19 protein-coding genes are annotated in these 16,147 nt (G+C 64.3%); 8 read left to right on the top strand and 11 right to left on the bottom strand.

Annotated elements, in window-relative coordinates:
- Positions 1-49: 49 nt before the first annotated feature.
- On the top strand, positions 50-1,597 hold the full coding sequence (locus tag JQ592_RS04445; protein ID WP_211401676.1) for a Do family serine endopeptidase: 1,548 nt from the start codon (positions 50-52) through the stop codon (positions 1,595-1,597).
- Between the two features lie 243 nt (positions 1,598-1,840).
- Positions 1,841-2,203, top strand: a complete 363-nt coding sequence (locus JQ592_RS04440; protein WP_211401765.1) for a hypothetical protein — start codon at positions 1,841-1,843, stop codon at positions 2,201-2,203.
- 12 nt (positions 2,204-2,215) lie between these two features.
- Here the strand turns inward: JQ592_RS04440 and JQ592_RS04435 are convergent, their stop codons facing one another.
- Together JQ592_RS04435 and JQ592_RS04430 are read right to left on the bottom strand one after the other, a co-directional pair.
- The gene (locus tag JQ592_RS04435) at positions 2,216-2,470 is read right to left on the bottom strand and encodes a DUF6496 domain-containing protein (RefSeq protein WP_211401675.1); all 255 of its coding nucleotides are present in this window, start codon (positions 2,468-2,470) and stop codon (positions 2,216-2,218) included.
- 87 nt (positions 2,471-2,557) lie between these two features.
- Positions 2,558-2,752: a DUF3072 domain-containing protein gene (locus JQ592_RS04430; protein ID WP_130370313.1), complete on the bottom strand. Its 195-nt coding sequence runs from the start codon at positions 2,750-2,752 to the stop codon at positions 2,558-2,560.
- 115 nt (positions 2,753-2,867) lie between these two features.
- Between JQ592_RS04430 and JQ592_RS04425 the strand changes: the two genes are divergently transcribed.
- Together JQ592_RS04425 and JQ592_RS04420 are read left to right on the top strand one after the other, a co-directional pair.
- Positions 2,868-3,089 (top strand): hypothetical protein, encoded by a 222-nt coding sequence (locus JQ592_RS04425; protein WP_211401674.1) that lies wholly within the window; start codon positions 2,868-2,870, stop codon positions 3,087-3,089.
- An 18-nt stretch (positions 3,090-3,107) separates the two neighbouring features.
- A complete protein-coding gene (locus JQ592_RS04420; protein ID WP_211401673.1) occupies positions 3,108-3,290 on the top strand; it encodes a hypothetical protein in 183 nt (60 codons plus the stop codon).
- Between the two features lie 114 nt (positions 3,291-3,404).
- Here the strand turns inward: JQ592_RS04420 and JQ592_RS04415 are convergent, their stop codons facing one another.
- Together JQ592_RS04415 and JQ592_RS04410 are read right to left on the bottom strand one after the other, a co-directional pair.
- A complete protein-coding gene (locus tag JQ592_RS04415; protein WP_211401672.1) occupies positions 3,405-3,638 on the bottom strand; it encodes a hypothetical protein in 234 nt (77 codons plus the stop codon).
- Between the two features lie 95 nt (positions 3,639-3,733).
- Positions 3,734-4,003: a hypothetical protein gene (locus JQ592_RS04410; RefSeq protein WP_211401671.1), complete on the bottom strand. Its 270-nt coding sequence runs from the start codon at positions 4,001-4,003 to the stop codon at positions 3,734-3,736.
- A 139-nt stretch (positions 4,004-4,142) separates the two neighbouring features.
- On the opposite strand from JQ592_RS04410, the gene JQ592_RS04405 reads away from it, so the two are divergent.
- Positions 4,143-4,364 (top strand): hypothetical protein, encoded by a 222-nt coding sequence (locus tag JQ592_RS04405; protein ID WP_211401670.1) that lies wholly within the window; start codon positions 4,143-4,145, stop codon positions 4,362-4,364.
- On the opposite strand, the gene JQ592_RS04400 is transcribed toward JQ592_RS04405, so the two are convergent.
- The 3 genes from JQ592_RS04400 to JQ592_RS04390 all read right to left on the bottom strand — a co-directional run bounded on the left by JQ592_RS04400 (position 4,361) and on the right by JQ592_RS04390 (position 12,982).
- Positions 4,361-5,851 carry an HWE histidine kinase domain-containing protein gene (locus JQ592_RS04400; RefSeq protein ID WP_211401669.1) on the bottom strand — a complete coding sequence of 497 codons (1,491 nt, stop codon included), beginning with the start codon at positions 5,849-5,851 and terminating at the stop codon, positions 4,361-4,363. The two genes, JQ592_RS04405 and JQ592_RS04400, sit on opposite strands and share 4 nt — an antisense overlap.
- 13 nt (positions 5,852-5,864) lie before the next feature.
- The gene (locus JQ592_RS04395) at positions 5,865-12,161 is read right to left on the bottom strand and encodes a HAMP domain-containing protein (RefSeq protein ID WP_211401668.1); all 6,297 of its coding nucleotides are present in this window, start codon (positions 12,159-12,161) and stop codon (positions 5,865-5,867) included.
- A 311-nt stretch (positions 12,162-12,472) separates the two neighbouring features.
- On the bottom strand, positions 12,473-12,982 hold the full coding sequence (locus JQ592_RS04390) for a DUF4142 domain-containing protein (RefSeq protein ID WP_211401667.1): 510 nt from the start codon (positions 12,980-12,982) through the stop codon (positions 12,473-12,475).
- Between the two features lie 94 nt (positions 12,983-13,076).
- Between JQ592_RS04390 and JQ592_RS04385 the strand changes: the two genes are divergently transcribed.
- From JQ592_RS04385 to JQ592_RS04380, 3 genes are all read left to right on the top strand, one after another.
- Positions 13,077-13,271, top strand: a complete 195-nt coding sequence (locus JQ592_RS04385; protein ID WP_211401666.1) for a hypothetical protein — start codon at positions 13,077-13,079, stop codon at positions 13,269-13,271.
- A gap of 117 nt (positions 13,272-13,388) precedes the next feature.
- On the top strand, positions 13,389-13,520 hold the full coding sequence (locus JQ592_RS38555; RefSeq protein WP_283816077.1) for a hypothetical protein: 132 nt from the start codon (positions 13,389-13,391) through the stop codon (positions 13,518-13,520).
- A gap of 80 nt (positions 13,521-13,600) precedes the next feature.
- On the top strand, positions 13,601-13,807 hold the full coding sequence (locus tag JQ592_RS04380; protein WP_183245369.1) for a hypothetical protein: 207 nt from the start codon (positions 13,601-13,603) through the stop codon (positions 13,805-13,807).
- A 202-nt stretch (positions 13,808-14,009) separates the two neighbouring features.
- Here the strand turns inward: JQ592_RS04380 and JQ592_RS04375 are convergent, their stop codons facing one another.
- The 4 genes from JQ592_RS04375 to JQ592_RS04360 all read right to left on the bottom strand — a co-directional run bounded on the left by JQ592_RS04375 (position 14,010) and on the right by JQ592_RS04360 (position 16,139).
- Entirely contained in the window at positions 14,010-14,258 is a 249-nt protein-coding gene (locus JQ592_RS04375) for a hypothetical protein (RefSeq protein WP_211401665.1), read from the bottom strand.
- A gap of 479 nt (positions 14,259-14,737) precedes the next feature.
- Positions 14,738-15,220, bottom strand: a complete 483-nt coding sequence (locus JQ592_RS04370; protein WP_211401664.1) for a DUF3147 family protein — start codon at positions 15,218-15,220, stop codon at positions 14,738-14,740.
- A complete protein-coding gene (locus JQ592_RS04365) occupies positions 15,220-15,567 on the bottom strand; it encodes a DUF3147 family protein (protein ID WP_211401663.1) in 348 nt (115 codons plus the stop codon). Before JQ592_RS04365 ends, JQ592_RS04370 begins: the two co-directional genes overlap by 1 nt.
- The gene (locus JQ592_RS04360; protein WP_211401662.1) at positions 15,564-16,139 is read right to left on the bottom strand and encodes a phosphatase PAP2 family protein; all 576 of its coding nucleotides are present in this window, start codon (positions 16,137-16,139) and stop codon (positions 15,564-15,566) included. Before JQ592_RS04360 ends, JQ592_RS04365 begins: the two co-directional genes overlap by 4 nt.
- Positions 16,140-16,147 lie beyond the last annotated feature (8 nt).

Genomic DNA, 16,147 nt, shown 5'->3' with positions numbered 1-16,147 from the left:
GACCATGTTGGGTGCAAGGCGACACCTGACCCAACATGGACATTTCGACATGAACGATCACGTCAATTCCGACACCACCACGACCGGGAAGATCCTGAGACCGCGCCGGCTTGCGCTGCTCGGCACCGTGGCCGCGCTTGGCGTGGCCGTGCTGGCCGGCTCTCCCGGGTCCGCGCAGTTCGGCCTGACCTCCCTGGTCTCGCCCGCGCACGCCGCGGAAACCGCCGCGACCCCGCCGGGCTTCGCCGACCTCGTCGCCAAGGTCAAGCCCGCCGTGATCTCGGTGCGGGTCAAGATCGACCGCGACAACGACAAGAATGCGATGCTGCAACAGAACCGGATGGACTCCGACGAGGATTCGCCGTTCGACCAGTTCTCGCGGCAGTTCGGCTTCCGCGGCCCGGGCGGCATGAACGGCATGCCGCGCCAGCGTCACCAGATGGTCACCGGCGAAGGCTCCGGCTTCTTCATCTCCGCCGACGGCTACGCCGTGACCAACAATCACGTCGTCGACCACGCCGAGTCCGTGCAAGTCACCATGGACGACGGCACGACCTACACCGCGAAGGTGGTCGGCACCGATCCGAAGACCGATCTTGCGCTGATCAAGGTCGACGGCAAGAAGGACTTTCCCTTCGTCAAATTCGCCGACCAGAAGCCGCGGATCGGCGACTGGGTGGTTGCGGTCGGCAATCCCTTCGGCCTCGGCGGCACCGTGACCGCCGGCATCGTCTCGGCCAGTGGCCGCGACATCGGCAACGGGCCCTATGACGACTTCATCCAGATCGACGCGCCCATCAACAAGGGCAATTCCGGCGGTCCGGCTTTCGACATGAACGGCAACGTGATCGGCGTGAACACGGCGATCTTCTCGCCGTCCGGCGGCTCGGTCGGGATCGGCTTCGACATCCCGGCGACGACCGCAAAGCTCGTCGTCGCGCAGTTGAAGGACAAGGGTGCGGTGACCCGCGGCTGGCTCGGCGTGCAGGTGCAGCCGGTGACCGCCGACATCGCCGACAGCCTCGGCCTGAAGGAGGCGCGCGGCGCGATCGTCGACAATCCGCAGGACGGCAGCCCGGCGGCGAAGGCCGGCATCGAGGCGGGTGACGTCATCACCGCCGTCAACGGCACCGCGATCAAGGACTCCCGCGATCTTGCCCGCACCATCGCAACGCTGGCACCGGGCACGTCCGTGAAGCTCGATGTCTTCCACAAGGGCGGAGCCAAGACGGTAACGCTCACGCTTGGGGAGTTGCCGAACGAGCGGCAGGCCCAGGGAAGCGGTAAAGCCGACGAGGGCAAGGCGCAGCCGGACAAGGGCACGCCGCGCCTCGGGCTTAGCCTCGCGCCGGCCGGCGAGGTGCAGGGCGCCGGCCAGAAGGGTGTCGTCGTTACCGAGGTCGATCCGAAGGGGCCGGCAGCACAGCGTGGCATCCAGACCGGCGACGTCATCCTCAATGTCGGCGGTAAGCCCGTCGCCAGCGTCGGCGACGTCCGCGCCGAATTGGCGCAGGCGAAATCGTCCGGCAAGAACAGCGTGCTGCTTCAGGTGAAGGGCGCCGAGGCGACCCGGTTCGTCGCCGTGCCGCTCGCGTAAGTCTTTCGCCTTCAACAGCAATTCAAAAGGCGGCCCGCGGGCCGCCTTTTTCGTGCCGGCGTGAAAGATACCCACAGGCCGACGATAACATTCTCGTTAACGGCAGCATTGGTGACGGGTTCGTCCGAAAAAGCCGCGTTCGCTCGTCAGACTTTGGAGTCCATATTACCTGCAGGGGGTGGAGTTCCGAACGTCCGGCTGCTTTGTGGAACCCGCCGGTGTTCGCATTTGATCGGTGCCGACATGGTTCGATTGAAGCTCTCGCTGAGACGTGCGCTGCTCGTGGCGCCGCTCGTGCTGTCGACCGGTAGCGCCCTCGGGCGCGACGACGGCCGATATGCCAATTCACCGCTCAAGCCGTGGTTCGACAGTCTGCGCAGCCATCTCGGCCCGTGCTGCTCGGATGCCGATGGGTTTGCCGTCTCCGACCCCGATTGGGAATCGCACGACGGGCATTATCGCGTGCGCCTCGACGGTCAATGGGTGGATGTGCCGGATGAAGCCGTCATCACCGAACCGAACCGCGCGGGGCGCACCATGGTTTGGCCGGTGAAGACGGCGTTCGGGATTTCGATCCGGTGCTTCATGCCGGGCAGCATGATCTGACGCGAGTCAGCATCACCGCTTGCTGGATTTGCGCTTCGACGATTTCTTTGCCGCTTTCTTGGACGTCTTCCGCTTGGACGCTTTCTTCGGGACCTTCTTGCCCTTCTTGCGGGCCTTCGAGAGTCCAATCGCGATCGCCTGCTTGCGGCTCTTCACGCGTCCGCCGCGGCCGCTCTTTGCGGTGCCTTTCTTGTAGCGACGCATTTCGCTCTCGACATCGCTTCCGGAGCTGCGCGAGTAGCGACGCTTCTTTGCCTTGCGTGCCATGCATTTTCTCCCTTGGCCGGGGAGAACCGTTCGACATAAACATGGTTCCGAGAGCGCGCATGCAACGCTGCGAATGCGCGACGCAGTCTAGAAAGAGTTCGCCAGCTCGATCTCGGCCTCCAGCACCCGGATGCGGCGCGCGGCTTCGGCGAAGGACAGATCCCGCGCATATTGCGCGGGCTGATACGCCTCTTCGCTCAGCCGCTTCAGCCGCAGGCCTTGCGCCCGTGTCATTTGCTCCATGAGAAAAGCCTTGGCGTCGTATTTACCCTGAACCTGCATCTCCGCTCTCCATCCTGAAATCGCGACTTGACTATATGTTCTTATTTTGTTCTAACAAGCCATGGACAACAGAATTAATGAAATTCGACGTAAAATCAGCGCCTTGAGGTTGGAGATGGCCGACGTCGAGGCATCCGTGCGCGAGCTCGTCGACCGGGATCGCGACTGCACGGAAAAGGCTCTGGCGCAGATGGACCTGCGCCGGAAAATCAACCTGTTGATCGGCGAATGGAGAGCGGCTGGCGGTGGCGATGTCCTGCCGGATGTCCGCGATCGTGTACGGCTTCGTTCGCTGAAGCAAGTCGCAGATCCCGCGCGGACGATCGCACGCCGCTGAGAGCTTTGGGAGCGCGTCGTGGAGGAAGACCCGGACACGTACCGGATCCTGAGACTGCGCGCCGAGATTCTCGAACTGGGCTCCGCGATCCGGCAACTGCAGCGCGAGGGGCTGGACGATGCTGCGGCCCAGCTCCTGATTGCGCGCAAGCGCGCGCAGCTCGACCATCTCGTGAAGCTGAATTCTGCGAGAGCGGACTGAACATCGCCGATATGCAACGCCACTAGCGCGTGCGATGTGGCGTCAGAAAGATCGCATCGAATGCCAAAGCGAGAAGGCCCCGCGATGGCGGGACCTTCGATGAGCAGCTGCGTCCTACTTGGCGGTGCTCGTGCCCTTGGTCATGGTGCCGCCCTGATCGGAGCCGGGGCCAGAGCCGCCCTGGCCGGAGGCATCGGGGCTCTTGGTTTTCGTGTTGGCGCCGGTCGTCTGCGAGGACGAGGTCGAGGATTCATGTTTCGCCTTGTGCGATTTTGCCTGTGCGGCAAACGGGGCAGCGGCGAGGCCGGTTGCCAACATCACGGCGAGAGCGAGCTTGGTCGTCTTCATGCGCGGGAACTCCCTGAGTTAAATTGACGCAGGCAGCCAACTGCCGTTCGTCACAGGAGTTCCCGACAAAGTCGCCCGCATGTTTCACGCGCGCTTCAAAATTCCTTGTCCTCGTCGATGATGAACACGACGCCGGTGAGCGTCGCGCCGATCGCGAACGTCGTCACCAATGTGAGTGCGAAGACCAGAATCGCCTGGCTTCCGCCGTGATTGAGCAGATTGGCGACCGCCGGATTGAACAGGGGGAGCGCCAGGCCGAATGCGAGGCCGAGAGCAGCGCCCATCATCGCATGTGTCACGAGCTTGATGAGGCCAGTGGGAGAGATCAGGCTCGGTGGCTTCTTGGGTGTCTTGTTCGCACGCATGGAACCGACCCTCGATTGCACATGCAACGCGGGCGATGATCGCGGGTTCCATCCGCATGAAGGAATTGTCATCCGTCGCTTCATCCGGCGTTCATGCCGGGCTTGCGAGGATGAGTGCCATCAACATGGGACACTCGACATGGGTAAGGTCGTCTATCTCTATCGCTCGCTGGCCTATCGGAATGCAGCCGCGGACATGTTGCGCAAGGCACGCAAGCTGCCGCGCGGTGCCGAGCGAAGCGCCGCCCGCCGCTATGCAATGGCGCTGCGCGATCTCGCACAAACGGAAGCCTGGCTCGAAGGGCGCGTCGCCGACGAACCTCGGTCGATCCTGCGCGCGAAAGTCGCCGCGTCCGGTTAACCGGACGCGCGCTGCAGCTCGGGGGAGGTGTCGGCGTCGAACTTGCCCTGCGCTGCCGAGGCAGGGGCCTTGCGGGTCAGCGGCACGTCCAGGCGGCATAACAGGCCCTCGGCCCGCCAATCGAATTGCGCCCGCCCGCCGAGCTGGGACTCGACGCTCGCAAGCAGGCTCCGCGTACCGAACCCACGAGACTTCGGCGTCCTCACCAGCGGGCCGCCGGATTCCTCCCAGGTCAGCGTGAGGTGGTCTTCCTCGACCTGCCAGCCGATCAAGAGCCGGCCCGACCGCGTCGACAGTGCACCATATTTGGCGGAGTTGGTGAAAAGCTCGTGCAGCGCCAGCGCCAGTGTCTGCGCGGTTGTCGGCAGCAACTGAACCTCCGGGCCCGCGAGCTTGATCTGGTCGCCGAGCGAATAGGGTGCAAGCTCCTCGTCGATCAGCTTGGAAAGCTCGGCGCCCTGCCAGCTCGACAGCGACAGGATCGTGTGCACGCGCGCCAGCGCATTGATGCGCCCTTCGACGGCGTTGACGTAAGCCTTGACCTCGTCGGCCCGGGTGAGGCGCACGATCGATTGCGCCAGCGCCAGCGCATTCTTGGCGCGATGATCGACTTCCCGCGCCAGCAGGTTTTGCCGCTCCTCGGCACGCTTGCGTTCGGTGATATCCACGGTGACACCGCTCACGCGCACCACGCGGCCGGCCTGGTCCACCGTCGCGGCCGCCGTGCCGACGCACCAGCGCACCTCACCGTCGGGCCGGCTGACGCGGAACTCCCCTTCATAGGCGCGCGCCCCACTATTGAACGCGGCAATCGCCTGGCCGAACCGGTCGACGTCATCGGGGTGCAGCAGCGCTTGGATGTTCGCCGAGGTGACGTTGAAGGTCTCCGGCGTCACGCCGAAGATGCGGTACTGGCCTTCGTCCCACATCCAGTCGCCGTTGATCCAGTCCCAGTCCCACGATCCCATCTTGCCGGCGGCAATCGCCATGCTGCGGCGCTGCTCGCTCTCGCGCAGCTTGGCGGTGGAATTCTCCAGTTCCGCCGTGCGCGCGCGGACACGGTCCTCGAGTTCCTGGTTCAGCCGTTCGAGCTCGCGGGTCTTGCGGTAGAGCTCGGAAAACACCTTGATCTTGGCGCGCAGCACCTCCGGCACCACGGGTACCGGCACGTAGTCGACCGCGCCCATCTCGTAACCGCGCAACCGGTCGATGTCGCTCACCTGAATGGCCGAGATGAAGATCATTGCGGTCTTCTGGAAGCGCGGGTGTTCCCGGATCATCGCCGCCAGCTCGAAGCCGTCGAGCTCGGGCATGCAGACGTCGACCAGGATCACCGCGATCTCGGTCTTGAGCAGCACCTCCAGCGCCTCGCGCCCCGACGAGGCGATCACGAGGTTCTCGCCGAGATCCTTCAATATCACTTCGTAGGCGAGCAGCTTGGCCGGCTGGTCGTCGACGAGGAGGATGTTGACCTTTTCGTGGTCCATTCGCGGATCCAGCTCAGCGGTGCAGCCACATGCGGATCGCAAGCAGCAATTGATCGGTGTTGACGGGTTTTGCGAGGTAGTCGGAGGCACCGGCTTCCAGGCATTTCTCGCGATCGCCTTTCATCGCCTTGGCGGTCAGCGCGATGATCGGAAGGCGGGCGAAGGCCGGGTTCTCGCGGATCACGCCGATGGTCTGATAGCCATCCATCTGCGGCATCATGATGTCCATCAGCACGATGGCGATCTCCGGGTTGGATTCGACCAGCGTGACGGCCTCGCTGCCTGTCGTCGCCGTCAGCACCTTCATGCCGCGTCGTTCCAGCACGCTCGATAGCGCAAAGATGTTCCGGGCGTCGTCGTCGACGAGCAGCGCGGTCTTGCCGATCAGGTCTTCGTCGGAACTGTTCAGCTTCTCCAGCATGCGCTGCTTCTCGACCGGAAGTTCCGTGATCACGCGGTGCAGGAACAGCGCGGTCTCGTCGAGCAGACGTTCCGGCGATTCCACGCCCTTGACCACGATGCTGCGCGCCATGGTGTGCAGCTCGGCATCTTCCTCCGCCGAAAGCTCGCGGCCGGTGAAGACCACCACCGGAACATTCGAGAGCGCCTCGTCATTGCGGATCTGGTCCAGTACCTCGAAGCCGCTCATGTCCGGCAGGCGGAGGTCGAGCACCACACAATCGCAGGGCGCCTCGCGCAGCATCGAGAGTGCGCCGGCGCCGGTGTCGGTCGCCACGATCTCGATGTCGTCGTGATGCAGCAACTCGCGGATCGAGAGCTGCTCGGCCTCGTTGTCCTCGACGATCAGCAGCCGCTTGCGCCTGGGACGCGCATATTCCTTGATCTGCGTCAGCGCAGCCGCGACGCCTTCGGTCGTCGTCGGCTTGTTGACGAAGGAGAAGGCGCCGCGCGCCAGCGCATGCTGGCGGTCCTCGTCGAGCGTGATGATCTGCACGGGGATATGGCGGGTCAGCGGATTGTGCTTGAGCTGGCTCAGTACCGTCCAGCCGAGCATGTCGGGCAGGAACACGTCGAGCGAGACCGCTCTCGGCTGGTACTGCTTGGCCAGCTCCAGTGCCTCCGCACCGCGCGCGGCGACCAGCACCTTGAAGCCCTTGTCGCGCGCGAGGTCGACCAGCACGCGCGCATAATGCGGGTCGTCCTCGACGATCAAGAGGATGCTGTCGCCGGGCTCGAGGTTGAGACGGTCGTCGGGCAGCTGCTCGATGACGCGCTGCTGCTCCGGCGCGGCCGGCTGCAGCGCCGGCGGCTGGCTGTATTGCTGCGGCGCCGGCGCGGCACGCGGTGCCAGCGTCGGTCCGGAATATTTCAGCGGCAGATAAAGCGTGAAGGTCGAGCCCTTGCCCGGCGCGCTGCGCAGATGGATTTCGCCGCCGAGCAGGCTTGCGAGCTCGCGGCTGATGGCAAGGCCAAGGCCGGTGCCGCCATATTTACGGCTGGTGCCGGCGTCGGCCTGCTGGAACGCCTCGAAGATCAGCTTCTGCTTCTCCAGGGGAATGCCGATGCCGGTATCGGACACCTCGAACGCGATCACGGCCGGCGCGGAGTTCAGCACCGGATGATCGGTTCCCCAGCCGCCGAGCGCGGCCTCGACCTTCAGGCGCACTTCGCCTTCGGCGGTGAACTTGAAGGCGTTGGAGAGCAGATTCTTCAGAACCTGCTGCAGGCGCTTGGAATCGGTGACGATGCTGCGTGCGAGGTTCGGATCGACGTCGATCTTGAACGAGAGGCCGCGGTTCTCCGCCTCGTGCCGGAACGGCCGGCCGACAGTCTCGAGCAGGTTCGCGGTCAGGATCTCCTCGGCATCGACCGTCACCGTGCCGGACTCGATCTTGGAGAGATCGAGGATGTCGCTGATGAGGTTGAGCAGGTCGGTGCCGGCGCCGTGGATGGTGCGGGCGAACTCGACCTGCTTGGCCGTGAGGTTGCCGTCCGGATTGTCGGTGAGCTGCTGACCGAGGATCAGGATCGAATTCAGCGGCGTGCGCAGCTCGTGGCTCATATTGGCGAGGAATTCGGACTTGTACTTCGAGGTCAGCGCGAGCTCGGTCGCCTTTTCCTCCAGCGCGCGGCGGGCCTGCTCGATCTCCTGGTTCTTGCGCTCGACTTCGACGTTGCGCTCGGCGAGTTGCTGCGCCTTCTGCTCGAGCTGCTCGTTGGTCTGCTGCAATTCGCGCTGCTGGGTCTGAAGCTCGCCGGCGAGCTGCTGCGACTGTTTCAGCAGGCCTTCGGTCTGCATCGTCGCCTCGATCGAGTTGAGCACGATGCCGATGGAGTCGGTGAGCTGCTCCAGGAACGTCATTTGCGAGGTCGTGAAGGACGCGAGCGAGGCGAGCTCGATCACTGCCTTGACCTGGCCTTCGAACAGAACCGGCAGCACGACGAGGTTCTTCGGGGCGACACGGAACAGTGCGGAATTGATCGGCACAACGTCCGTCGGAATGTCAGCGACGACCCGCGGGCGTCTGTCGAGCGCGCACTGGCCGATCAGCCCCTCGCCGAATTGCAGCACGCGTTGATAGGGATAGACGCCGTCGCCGGCGTAGGAGGCGAGCAGCAGGAGCTGCGGATTGTCCTCGCTCTCGATCTGGTAGATCACGCCGGTATGGGCGTTCACCAGCGGCGACAGCTCGGTCAGCAGCAGCCGGCCCACGGTGGTGAGGTCGCGCTGGCCCTGCAGCATGTTGGTGAATTTCGCGAGATTGGTCTTCAACCAGTCCTGCTCGGTGTTCACGTCCGTCGTGAGACGGAGGTTCGTGATCATCGTGTTGATGTTGTCTTTCAATTCCGCGACTTCGCCGCGGGCATCGACCTGGATCGACCGCGTCAGATCGCCCTTGGTCACGGCGGTCGCGACTTCCGCGATCGCGCGGACCTGCGAGGTGAGGTTCGCGGCCAGGAGATTGACGTTGCCGGTGAGGTCCTTCCAGGTGCCGGCAGCGCCCGGCACGTCGGCCTGGCCACCGAGGCGGCCTTCGACGCCGACTTCGCGCGCCACCGAGGTCACCTGATCGGCGAAGGTTGCGAGCGTCTCGGTCATGTTGTTGATGGTGTCGGCGAGCGCTGCGACCTCGCCCTTCGATTTCACCGTGAGGTTCTGCTTGAGGTCGCCGTTGGCGACCGCCGTCACCACCTTGACGATGCCGCGGACCTGCTCGGTCAGGTTCGCCGCCATGACGTTGACGGTGTCGGTGAGATCCTTCCAGGTGCCGGCGACGCCGGGCACCTGGGCCTGGCCGCCGAGCTCGCCCTCGGTGCCGACTTCGCGGGCCACGCGCGTGACTTCGCCGGCGAAGGCGTTGAGCTGGTCCACCATGGTGTTGATGGTGTTCTTCAGCTCGAGGATTTCGCCCTTCACGTCCACGGTGATCTTGCGGGACAAGTCGCCGCGCGCTACGGCAGTGGTCACTTCGGCGATGTTGCGGACCTGCGTGGTGAGGTTCGCAGCGAGCAGGTTGACGTTGTCGGTGAGGTCCTTCCAGGTGCCGCCGACGCCGGGCACGACGGCCTGGCCGCCGAGCCGGCCTTCGGTGCCGACCTCGCGCGCCACGCGCGTCACTTCGGCGGCAAAGGAGCGGAGCTGCTCCACCATGGTGTTCAGCGTATCCTTCAAGAGCAGGATCTCGCCGCGCACGTCCACCGTGATCTTCTTCGAAAGGTCGCCGCCGGCGATCGCGGTCGCGACCTCGGCGATGTTGCGGACCTGGGCCGTCAGGTTCGACGCCATGAAGTTGACGTTGTCGGTGAGGTCCTTCCAGGTGCCGGCGACGCCCGGCACCTCGGCCTGACCGCCGAGCTTGCCTTCGGTGCCGACCTCGCGCGCGACGCGGGTGACTTCGCCGGCGAAACCGTTGAGCTGGTCCACCATGGTGTTGATGGTGTTCTTGAGCTCGAGGATTTCGCCCTTCACGTCCACGGTGATCTTGCGCGACAAGTCGCCGCGCGCCACGGCGGTCGTCACTTCGGCGATGTTGCGGACCTGGGCGGTGAGGTTGCCCGCCATCGAGTTGACGCTGTCGGTGAGATCCTTCCAGGTGCCGGCGACGCCGGGCACGTTGGCCTGGCCGCCGAGGCGGCCTTCGGTGCCGACCTCGCGCGCCACGCGCGTCACCTCGCCCGCGAAGCGGTTGAGCTGGTCGACCATCGTGTTCAGCGTGTCCTTGAGCTGAAGGATCTCGCCGCGGACGTCCACGGTGATCTTGCGCGACAGGTCGCCGCCGGCGATCGCGGTTGCGACCTCGGCGATGTTGCGGACCTGCGCGGTGAGGTTGCCCGCCATCGAGTTGACGTTGTCGGTGAGGTCTTTCCAGGTGCCGGCGACGCCCGTCACCTGGGCTTGGCCGCCGAGCTTGCCTTCGGTGCCGACTTCACGCGCCACGCGCGTGACTTCGCCGGCGAAGGCGTTGAGCTGGTCGACCATGGTGTTGAGCGTTTCCTTCAGCTGAAGGATTTCGCCCGACACGTTCACGGTGATCTTCTTCGACAGGTCGCCCTTGGCGACGGCGGTGGCGACTTCGGCGATGTTGCGGACCTGGCCGGTCAGGTTCGAGGCCATCGAGTTGACGGAGTCCGTCAGATCCTTCCAGGTGCCGGCGACGCCGCGCACCTGGGCCTGGCCGCCGAGCTTGCCTTCGGTGCCGACCTCGCGCGCGACACGCGTCACTTCGCCGGCGAAGGCGTTGAGCTGGTCCACCATGGTGTTGATGGTGTCCTTCAGCTCCAGGATTTCGCCACGCACGTCCACCGTGATCTTCTTGGACAAGTCGCCGCCGGCGACCGCCGTCGTCACCTCGGCGATGTTGCGGACCTGGGCGGTCAGGTTCGACGCCATCGAGTTGACGCTTTCCGTGAGATCCTTCCAGGTGCCGGCGACGCCGAGCACGTTGGCCTGACCGCCGAGCCGCCCTTCGGTGCCGACCTCGCGCGCGACGCGGGTGACTTCGCCGGCGAAGGCGTTGAGCTGGTCCACCATGGTGTTGAGCGTTTCCTTCAGCTGAAGGATCTCGCCCGAGACGTTCACGGTGATCTTCTTCGACAGGTCGCCGCCGGCGATGGCGGTCGCGACATCGGCGATGTTGCGGACCTGCGCGGTCAGGTTCGACGCCATGAAGTTGACGTTGTCGGTCAAGTCCTTCCAGGTGCCGGCCACGCCAGGCACCTGGGCCTGGCCGCCGAGCTTGCCTTCGGTGCCGACCTCGCGCGCGACACGCGTGACTTCCGAGGCGAAGGAGTTGAGCTGGTCCACCATGGTGTTGATGGTGTCCTTCAGCTCCAGGATTTCGCCGCGGACGTCCACGGTGATCTTGCGCGAGAGGTCGCCGCGCGCCACGGCCGTGGTGACGTTGGCGATGTTGCGGACCTGTGCGGTGAGGTTGCCGCACATCGCGTTCACGGAGTCGGTCAGATCCTTCCAGGTGCCGGCGACGCCGGGCACGATCGCCTGGCCGCCGAGCTTGCCGTCGGTGCCGACCTCGCGCGCGACGCGCGTGACTTCCGAGGCGAAGGAGCGGAGCTGGTCCACCATCGTGTTGATGGCTTCCTTGAGCTGAAGGATCTCGCCGCGGACGTCGACCGTGATCTTCTTGGACAAGTCGCCGTTGGCGACCGCGATCGTCACCTCGGCGATGTTGCGAACCTGGTTGGTCAGGTTGTTCGCCATCGAGTTGACGCTCTCGGTCAGGTCCTTCCAGACACCGGTCACCTCCGGCACCTGGGCCTGGCCGCCGAGCTTGCCTTCGGTGCCGACCTCGCGCGCCACGCGCGTCACCTCGGAGGTGAACACGCCGAGCTGCTTGATCATGGTGTTGACGATGTTCGCCGACTGCAGGAACTCGCCGCGGAGCGGACGGCCGTCGACGTCGAGCTTGACGGTCTCGAGCAGGTCGCCTTGCGCCACCGCCGCAACCGCACGCGTCACTTCACGGGTCGGCCAGAGCAGATCGTCGATCAGGGTGTTGACGGAGCCTTCCATGTCCGCCCAGGAGCCGGAGGCGAGGCCGAACTTCACGCGCTGCCGGGTCTTGCCCTCGCGCCCCACCACCTGGCCGACCAGTTCGAGCTGCTGCGCCATGCGCTGGTTGGCGGCGATGATTTCGTTAAAAGTGTCGGCAATCTTGCCGTCGATGCCGAGATAGTCGCCGCTCATGCGCACCGAGAAATCGCCGCTGCGCATCGCTTGTAGCGCGAGCAGCAATTCCGGCCGGGAGTCCGGATCCGACATTCCGTTGGTTTTGGGTTTCGGGACGCGACGACCGGAGCGTGATGCAGTTCCGGGATCGAGGTCGCTCATACTTGATTCCCCCGCAGGCGCTGGCCGAATCTAAGGCGAGACGCAATTGATCAAAATAGAGCGTCAGCCAAATTCGAAATCAAGCGCCAAGGTTGCGGCGCGTGGAAATGGAACCTGCTTTGCTCAGCCCGGCCGGATTAACGGCGAAGACTGCCAATGGTTCCATCGGATTTCAGAAGATTCCGGCTCCCGGCTTTCGACCATTTTCGCTGCTCCCGAACCCACGGGTCTCAGGAATGGGCAGTGGGGCTCCGAGGTTGAGCCAAGAGAGCGACCGCCAGCAGCATCATCCGAACGACAAGTAAGGCCGGCTACTTGTCGGCCATGGTGCGCTCGGCGTCCCTGAGCTGCGAGCGCAGCAGCGGCAGTTGGCCGCGCGCGAACACTGCAAGAGCCGCATTGTCGGGAGCTTTCAGATAGCGTTCGAGCAGGGCGATGGTTGCCTCATATTCGGGGATCTGCGCGGCATAGAAAGTCCGGACGTAAGCCGGTCCGTCCGAAGTGTCGGGCTCGGTGAGGCCAGCACTCGCCGCCGTCTTGCCGATGCGGGGCTCGGTGCCGATCGCCTCCTGGATCTCCTTGAGGGTCTTGTCGCGTTTCGCAGCTTCTTCGGCGCGCAAGGCGGCAAGGCTTTTCATCTCCGCATTGCCCTTCAGGTCGGTGCTCTCCAGAAGGCCCTGCTGAAAGCGGCTGAATTCGTAGAGGCCGCTGATGACGTCAATGGCCGTCGGCGCGCGGTTATCCGGCCTTTGCTCGCCGGTGCTGTCGGCTAGCGCTGCGCTACCAATGAACACCAGGATGATCGCGACAAGAACTCGCATCCATGGACAATGACCGATGCCGTGCGAAGTTCCCGAACGTTAAGATCCGGTAGGGCGGTTGCGACGCAGGAGTTCCGTCCCCACGTCTTCCCTCATGAAGCAGTCTGACATTTTCAGGGATAACGCCGAGAACTGCCTGCAGCTCGCCGAGCGAGCGGAAGGGCAACCCGCCTACAAGCGATTTTCGCGCATGGCGGATGCCTGGACGGCGCTTGCAAGGGAGCAGGACTGGCTCGATGGCGAAATCCCGCCCGTGACGGTCCGCATCCCCCAAAACAAGGAGGCATAGGCGGCTCTCGTCTTCGTGAATCCACGTGTGAGACGGCGCACGGAACGCAAGCGACCAATCCATGATCATCCGGAACAGTCGACCGCGTGGATTTTGATTCCAGAAGGAGTTCTTGCAATGGCTCCACGTCTTGCCCTTCTTTCACTCATTCTCGCCTTTGGCATCTCGGTCGCGTTCGCGACGGTGACGACGGTACGGCAGGTGCATCTCGAGAAGGCGTCGGCCGCCGTTCATGCCGCGCATAGCTAGCGCTGCTGCTCGCGTCCGGAACATTCGGCGCCGACATGCGTAGCCGCTTCGATAGATCAAGAGAGAAGCGGGAGCATATCATGGCCCATTCCGACCACGGCATCGTCAAGGACAAGCGCGCGGAGGAGCAGCCGCGCGACAAGCAGCGCGCCCAGACGGTGCACAAGACGAACCCGAAGGGCTCGCCGTCGCGAGAGGCGACGCGCGATCCTGACCTCACCGACAAGAACAAGACGCCGGGCTCCGGCGTGATGCCGGACGATTCCGGCGACGCGCCGACCGGGTAGAGCGTGATCCGGAAACGTGTGAAGCGGTTTTCCGGAAGGATCATGCTCGAACGCTGGAGAATTCTCGCAAGGAACGAATTCGCGCGCGAAGAGTCGACGGATTGCTTCCGGTTTAGCATGCCCCCGGTGCGCCGGAAGCAATCTCCAAGGACGGCCCCGGCACCCACCGTGCCGGGGCCGTTTTGCCTTGCGAGGCCTGTGATCAGTCTTCCTTGCCGCCTTCCGGGTCGGTTTGAGTGTGGCCTTCTGGCCCGCGGCCGAACACGCCGAAATTACTCGACTTCACGCCGGCAGCCGCGTCGACGCCCGCTGCTGCCAGCCCAAACTTGAGCAGCTCGCGGACCGCTGCAGCGCGGGTCGGCATGCGGTGCTTGAACCGGAAATCGTCAACTGCGGCCAACTCTTCCGGCGAGAGCATGACCTGAAGGCGCTCGGCGCGAAGGTCTTTCATGGTCGATCACGCAAAGTGAGTAAGTTGAGTAGTTTGCTCAACAAACGAACTTGGCGAGAGTTCCACAAGAGTCGACAAAGTTGCCAAGTGAGTAGAAATAGCAAGCAAAATCAATAAGTTATATTGAAACGAGTCCCGTGCTGGCGCATTTTCCTGCGAAGGGAGATTGGCCATGACGGATGAGGTCAGGTTACCCCGTAAGCTTTCCGACGAGCCAGAAGCACCTAAGCCGGTGCGACCGAGCCACCAGAAGGTCATCGATCAAGTCGAGCGCTGGGCCAACAGCCCGGGCCTCCAACCTCCGAGGACGGACGATGCGAAGACGGTCTGAACCCCACACATTCGAACAACGTCTCGACGCGCAGAGGCTGCGGCTCGAGCACGAGCTTGCAAGTCTGCCGGTCGGCGTTCAGCGGGATTCCGTTGCCGCGCGCATCGAACAGCTTCATGCCGCCGCGGAGATGTTTGAATTCCTGAAGCTACGTGACGCTTCGACGCCGCGCTGATCGCGACCAGGATTCGGACGGCCGGCGATGCGAGACGGTGCGAAATTTCCGTCTTATCCACCATGCCGAGACTGAAACCACGGCCCAGGCGAAGATGGCGGCGATGAAGGCCGCGACGCTGCTCACGGGGACCGTGACGTAGAAGACCGCAGCGAACGCAGCAAGACCAATGCTTCCCAAGGTGGCGCCGGCGGCGTCGAGCGCTGCGGCCTCCTGCCCACGCCGGCGGCCGTCGAGACCCGCCTTCTCCTTGGCCCGACGCTCATGACTTTCGATCAGCGTTGCGCTGGCGCAGAAGATGGCGGGAAGGGCAAGGAAGAGCCCGCCTATGGAGGTGCCGAAGCTGGCACCCATGATGCCTGCCAACACTGTCGCCACTCCGCCGAGCACGAAGCGAATAGCATATTCGTACCAGCGCGTTTGCTCCAGCGCCGATGGGGACAGCTCGACCAGCATCAGGCGGCACCTCCGAAGCTCGCGAGCAGACCGAAGGCGACGACCAGCCATACCGCGAAGGCGAGAATGGTGGCGGGCAGCGCGGCAAAACGAAAGCGCATCAGCAGATGGCACACGGCGACGCTGTAGCAGGCAAGCGCGATCGCGCCATAGATCATGGTCCAGCTTTCGGCGGCGGCGTAAGCTCTGCCATGCTGCACGATCGCGATTGCCAGCGTGGCGAGCGCGACCGAGGGTGCGGCGCCGAGCAGGCCGGCAAAACTCTTTGGCCGCAGCATGTCGCCAAGGATCGCGAAGACTGAGACGATCACCCCGCCGGCGATGAAGCGCACGACATATTCGGTCATGGCCTCACCCGCCTGTGATGCCGGCGCCTCGCCAATGTGAGCGGCCTGAGCAGTCGTTCGACGGCAACGCCGAGCGAGAACCCGGCTACCACATCGCTCGCCCAGTGCGCCAGCAGCACGACGCGCGTCAGCGAAAGCGCGACCGTAATGACGCGTACCGTGCGGCGCGGACCCGTCGGCAGCAGTCCTGCCGCCGAGGCGAGCGCGCCCATGTGCATGGCGTGGCCGGAGGGGAAGGCATTCCGCGCTCGCCCGGAGAAGGGAACGCCATTCCGGTGACCGCGAACGGTCATGCGGTCAGGTCTCGTCTGGTCGAACACGGACTTCAGCGCGTGCGGAATCATGGCAGTCACCAACGTCACTGCCAGAATATGATTGGCGGCGGGACGTGCTTCCGGACGGCGCAATTGGGCGTAGAGCCATCCTGCAGCGGCAAGCGCCAGAAGCACGTGCTCGTCGGCTGCCCAGGTCAGCGTCTGCGCTGTCTGCTCCAGCCCTGAATTGGTGTGGTCGGCGATCTCATTCGCGATCACCGTGTCGATCCGAGTGGGTTTGACTGTTACGAGTGCCATCGGTCCGC

It is taken from the genome of Bradyrhizobium iriomotense (assembly GCF_018129405.1).
In the GTDB taxonomy this organism is placed as follows: Bacteria; Pseudomonadota; Alphaproteobacteria; order Rhizobiales; family Xanthobacteraceae; genus Bradyrhizobium; species Bradyrhizobium iriomotense_B.
Note: the sequence above shows the minus strand (reverse complement) of the source record. Positions and strands in the feature narration are given on the sequence as shown.

Bases quoted from the DNA above. Each gene is read 5' to 3' on its own strand.
- JQ592_RS04445 (WP_211401676.1), top strand. From the start codon at position 50: ATGAACGATCACGTCAATTCCGACACCACCACGACCGGGAAGATCCTG.
- JQ592_RS04440 (WP_211401765.1), top strand. From the start codon at position 1,841: ATGGTTCGATTGAAGCTCTCGCTGAGACGTGCGCTGCTCGTGGCGCCG.
- JQ592_RS04435 (WP_211401675.1), bottom strand. From the start codon at position 2,470: ATGGCACGCAAGGCAAAGAAGCGTCGCTACTCGCGCAGCTCCGGAAGC.
- JQ592_RS04430 (WP_130370313.1), bottom strand. From the start codon at position 2,752: ATGCAGGTTCAGGGTAAATACGACGCCAAGGCTTTTCTCATGGAGCAA.
- JQ592_RS04425 (WP_211401674.1), top strand. From the start codon at position 2,868: ATGGCCGACGTCGAGGCATCCGTGCGCGAGCTCGTCGACCGGGATCGC.
- JQ592_RS04415 (WP_211401672.1), bottom strand. From the start codon at position 3,638: ATGAAGACGACCAAGCTCGCTCTCGCCGTGATGTTGGCAACCGGCCTC.
- JQ592_RS04410 (WP_211401671.1), bottom strand. From the start codon at position 4,003: ATGCGTGCGAACAAGACACCCAAGAAGCCACCGAGCCTGATCTCTCCC.
- JQ592_RS04405 (WP_211401670.1), top strand. From the start codon at position 4,143: ATGGGTAAGGTCGTCTATCTCTATCGCTCGCTGGCCTATCGGAATGCA.
- JQ592_RS04400 (WP_211401669.1), bottom strand. From the start codon at position 5,851: ATGGACCACGAAAAGGTCAACATCCTCCTCGTCGACGACCAGCCGGCC.
- JQ592_RS04395 (WP_211401668.1), bottom strand. From the start codon at position 12,161: ATGAGCGACCTCGATCCCGGAACTGCATCACGCTCCGGTCGTCGCGTC.
- JQ592_RS04390 (WP_211401667.1), bottom strand. From the start codon at position 12,982: ATGCGAGTTCTTGTCGCGATCATCCTGGTGTTCATTGGTAGCGCAGCG.
- JQ592_RS04385 (WP_211401666.1), top strand. From the start codon at position 13,077: ATGAAGCAGTCTGACATTTTCAGGGATAACGCCGAGAACTGCCTGCAG.
- JQ592_RS38555 (WP_283816077.1), top strand. From the start codon at position 13,389: ATGGCTCCACGTCTTGCCCTTCTTTCACTCATTCTCGCCTTTGGCATC.
- JQ592_RS04380 (WP_183245369.1), top strand. From the start codon at position 13,601: ATGGCCCATTCCGACCACGGCATCGTCAAGGACAAGCGCGCGGAGGAG.
- JQ592_RS04375 (WP_211401665.1), bottom strand. From the start codon at position 14,258: ATGAAAGACCTTCGCGCCGAGCGCCTTCAGGTCATGCTCTCGCCGGAA.
- JQ592_RS04370 (WP_211401664.1), bottom strand. From the start codon at position 15,220: ATGCTGGTCGAGCTGTCCCCATCGGCGCTGGAGCAAACGCGCTGGTAC.
- JQ592_RS04365 (WP_211401663.1), bottom strand. From the start codon at position 15,567: ATGACCGAATATGTCGTGCGCTTCATCGCCGGCGGGGTGATCGTCTCA.
- JQ592_RS04360 (WP_211401662.1), bottom strand. From the start codon at position 16,139: ATGGCACTCGTAACAGTCAAACCCACTCGGATCGACACGGTGATCGCG.